The 3,978-nt window shown below is 70.2% G+C and carries 3 protein-coding genes; 2 read left to right on the top strand and 1 reads right to left on the bottom strand.

All coding sequences use genetic code 11. The annotated features are described in order from the left end of the window. The coding region (locus HUU95_RS10220; RefSeq protein WP_174280016.1) for an Rne/Rng family ribonuclease at window positions 1-1,537 on the bottom strand (1,537 nt) is incomplete at its 3' end. 384 nt (window positions 1,538-1,921) lie between these two features. Here HUU95_RS10220 and HUU95_RS10215 point away from each other — a divergent pair. Then, entirely contained in the window at window positions 1,922-3,157 is a 1,236-nt protein-coding gene (locus tag HUU95_RS10215; RefSeq protein ID WP_254602735.1) for an N-acetylmuramoyl-L-alanine amidase family protein, read from the top strand. A 68-nt stretch (window positions 3,158-3,225) separates the two neighbouring features. Further along, window positions 3,226-3,978 (top strand): transglycosylase domain-containing protein (locus HUU95_RS10210; protein ID WP_174280014.1); only part of this gene is annotated, 753 nt, incomplete at its 3' end.

The raw sequence follows: 3,978 nt of genomic DNA, 5'->3' as shown, positions 1-3,978 counted from the left end.
GGCCGGCGGACGCCGCGGTGCGGACCAGCCCGGTGCCCTCGCAATGCGGGCATTGGCGCGTCGACGCCTCCAGCACGCCCGTGCGCAGCCGCTGGCGGCTCATCTCCATCAGCCCGAAGGAGGAGATGCGGCCGACCTGGATGCGGGCGCGATCGTCCTTCAGCGCCTCCTTCATCGCCTTCTCGACCTTTCGCACGTTGGACCCGTTGTCCATGTCGATGAAGTCGATGACGACGAGGCCCGCCATGTCGCGCAGCCGCAGCTGGCGCGCGATCTCGGCGGCGGCCTCCAGGTTGGTGGCGGTCGCGGTCTGCTCGATATTGTGCTCGCGGGTGGAGCGGCCGGAGTTGATGTCGATGGAGACCAGCGCCTCCGTCGGATTGATGACCAGATAGCCGCCGGACTTGAGCTGGACGAGCGGGTTGTACATCGCCGCCAGCTGGTCCTCGACATGCGCGCGCTGGAACAGCGGCACGGCGTCGGCATACTGCCGCACGCGGCGGGCGTGGCTGGGCATCAGCAGGCGCATGAACGTCTTGGCCTGGCGATAGCCGTCCTCGCCCTCGACGATCACCTCGTCGATGTCCTTGTTATAAAGGTCGCGCACGGCGCGCTTGATCAGGTCGCTGTCGCCGTGGATCGGCGCGGGCGCGCTGGACGCAAGCGTGCGCTCCCTGATCTCGTCCCACAGCCGGGCGAGATAGTCGAAATCGCGCTTGATCTCGGTGCGGGTGCGCTGGAGCCCGGCGGTGCGCACGATGCAGCCCATCGAGGACGGCAGCTGGAGGTCCGCCATGATCGTCTTCAGGCGCTTGCGGTCGGCGGCGTTGCTGATCTTGCGGCTGATCCCGCCGCCGTGCGACGTGTTGGGCATCAGCACGCAATAGCGGCCCGCGAGCGACAGGTAGGTGGTCAGCGCCGCGCCCTTGTTGCCGCGCTCCTCCTTGACGACTTGAACCAGCAGCACCTGGCGGCGGTGGATCACGTCCTGGATCTTGTAGCGGCGGCGCAGGTTCATGCGCCGCTGGCGTAGCGCCTCGACCTGATCGTCCTGGCCGCTGCGCGGGCGCTTGGAGGTGCCCTGCGGCTGCGCGTCGGCCTCGTCGGCCTGATCCGGGTCGTCGTCGCCGAACTGGTCGTCCTCGTCGGCCTGGATATCGTCGGCCTGAAGATCGTCGACTTGAAGATCGTCGGCGTCGGTGTCGTCGCGGTCGTCGTCGTCCGCGTCGTGCTCGGCGCGCAGCGCGGCTTCCTCGGCGGCGTGCTCGGCCTCCTCGCGCAACAGCGCGTCGCGATCCTCCTTGGGGATCTGGTAATAGTCGGGATGGATCTCGCTGAATGCGAGGAAGCCGTGGCGGTTGCCGCCATAGTCGATGAACGCGGCCTGGAGCGACGGCTCGACGCGCGTCACCTTGGCGAGATAGATGTTGCCCTTGAGCTGTTTGCGCTCGGCGCTCTCGAAATCGAATTCCTCGATCCGGTTACCCTTGACGACCGCGACGCGGGTCTCTTCCCGGTGGCGCGCATCGATCAGCATGCGAGTGGTCATGAACGTGTCTCCACGCGCGGCGTCGGCCCGGAGGCGAGCACGCGCGTTCGATGGGGGCGGCGATGGCGCCGCGGATGGGTGGAATGTCTGGCCCGTCCGACGCCGCGCCCGCGCGCCCGCCGGCCGAAGCCTGGCAGGTCAGCGAATGGCGGGAAAGCGTCATGGGGGCGTCAACCTGGCTGGCCGCCGGGACGGCGACCGAATGGCGCGGGCGCGACGGCCGACATCGAGACGGCGCGCGGGCGTTATCCACATCGCTAGCATCGCGCGCCGCCGTCCGCAACTGGCCGACACGACGCTCCCGGGCCGGAACCGGATTAACGCTTCATTAAGGACAGCTGACGTCAAGCGCCACGGGGGGGTTCGACCGAGATGCGCAGGGTGTGGATGCGGTGCCGGCGGGCATGGCATGGCTGGCGGTTGGTGCTGGCGCTGATGCTGGGCGGGACGGGCGTGTCCGTCGATGCCGCCGCCGTGCGCGACGTCCGGCTGGATCAGGGGCGCATGGTGATCCGATTCGACGCGCCGGTGACGGATGCCGCCAGCCTCGTCGCGGCCGGCGCGCGCCAGATCCTGGTCCAGGTACGCGGCGCGACACCCGACCGCGCGGGCGATGACGAACTGCTGGACGACCCGGTCGCGCGCGTCACCCAGTCGCGCCGCGACGGCGGCACGCGCTTCGCGCTGGACCTCACCGGGCCGACGGTGGTGGGCGACGCCGGTTTCCAGGACGGTGGCCGCACGCTGGTGCTGCAGTTGCGGCCGGTGTCGCGGGCCGCCTTCGCCGCCGCCGGCGAGGCGGGCTGGTCGACCTATCTCCCGCTCCGCCTGTCCGGCGGCTCGCGGTACAGGGTGACGCGGCTGGTGCCGCCGCGCGTCAAGGCCGGGCCGTTGCCGCGCGTCACGGGGGAGCCGGGCAAGCCGCTGGTGGTGATCGATCCCGGCCATGGCGGCATCGACCCCGGCGCGATCAACCCGGTCACCGGGCTGCGCGAGAAGGACGTGACGCTCAAGATCGCCAGGGCGATTCGCGAGCAGCTCGCCGCGTCGGGCCGGGTCCGCGTCGCGCTGACCCGCGAGGACGATCGGTTCCTGGTGCTGCGCGAGCGGTTCGGCATCGCGCGGCGGCTGCACGCGGACCTGTTCCTGTCGATCCATTGCGACAGCACGGGCAGCGAGGACGCGACCGGCGCGTCGGCCTATACCCTGTCGGAGGTCGCGTCGGACAAGGAGGCCGCGCGGCTCGCCGCCCGCGAGAACAAGGCGGACGTGATCGGCGGCGTCGACCTGGGCGGCGCCGGCGCGGACGTCCAGTCGATCCTGATCGACCTGACCCAGCGCGAGACGATGAACGCGTCCGCCGGCTTCGCCCGGCTGCTGGGGCGCGAGGCCAGGCCGCTGATCCCGGTCAAGGCGCAGTTCCATCGCATGGCGTCGCTGATGGTGCTCAAGGCGCCCGACCTGCCATCGGTGCTGTTCGAGACCGGCTATATCTCCAATCCCGCCGACGCGGCGTTCCTTGACAGCGCCGACGGCCGGGAACGGGTGGCGGAGAGCGTCGAGCACGCGGTGGAGGCGCATTTCGCGCGGCGGATGGCGGCGCGGTGACGTCCTGGTCACCTCGGGTCGGGCCGGGGTGACGCAGCGGATGACGGCTGCTAATTGCCGCGCCGCGCATGGCCACCCTCCCCTTCCTTCGTTCCCGCTGGGTGCGCCGCCTGGGCCGGCTCGCCGCCTGGCTGGCGCTGGCGCTGGGGCTGCTGGTCGCCGCCGGGTGGTTCGCGTTCGCGCGCGACCTGCCGTCGGTCGATCAGCTGCGCACCTATGAGGCGCCGCTGCCCACCAACATCCGCGACGACACCGGCATGCCGCTGCAATCCTATGCGCGCGAGCGGCGGGTGGAGCTGTCCTTCGACGAATATCCCAAGCTGCTGGTCGCCGCGTTCATCTCGGCGGAGGACAAGACCTTCTTCCGCCATCACGGCGTCGACTTCCCCGGCGTCGCCTCGGCGATCTGGGACAATCTGACCTCCAACAAGCGTCCGCGCGGCGCGTCGACGATCACGCAGCAGGTCGCCAAGAACCTGCTGGTCGGCAACGAACGGAGCTACGCGCGCAAGCTGCGCGAGGCGATCCTGGCCTATCGGATCGAGATGACGCTCACCAAGCCGCAGATCCTGGAACTGTACCTCAACCAGATCGCGCTGGGCCGCAACGCGTTCGGGGTCGAGGCCGCGGCGCACGCCTATTTCGACAAGGAGCCTGCCGAGCTCAGCCTGGCGCAGGTCGCGTACCTGGCGATCCTGCCCAAGGGGCCGTCCAACTATGATCCGTTGCGCCACCCCGACCGCGCGCTGGAGCGGCGCGCCTATGTGCTGCGCGAGATGGCGGCGAACGGCTATATCACGCCCGCGCGCGCCGCCGCCGCC

This window comes from Sphingomonas bacterium, assembly GCF_903643065.1.
GTDB lineage: Bacteria > Pseudomonadota > Alphaproteobacteria > Sphingomonadales > Sphingomonadaceae > Sphingomonas.
Note: the sequence above shows the minus strand (reverse complement) of the source record. Positions and strands in the feature narration are given on the sequence as shown.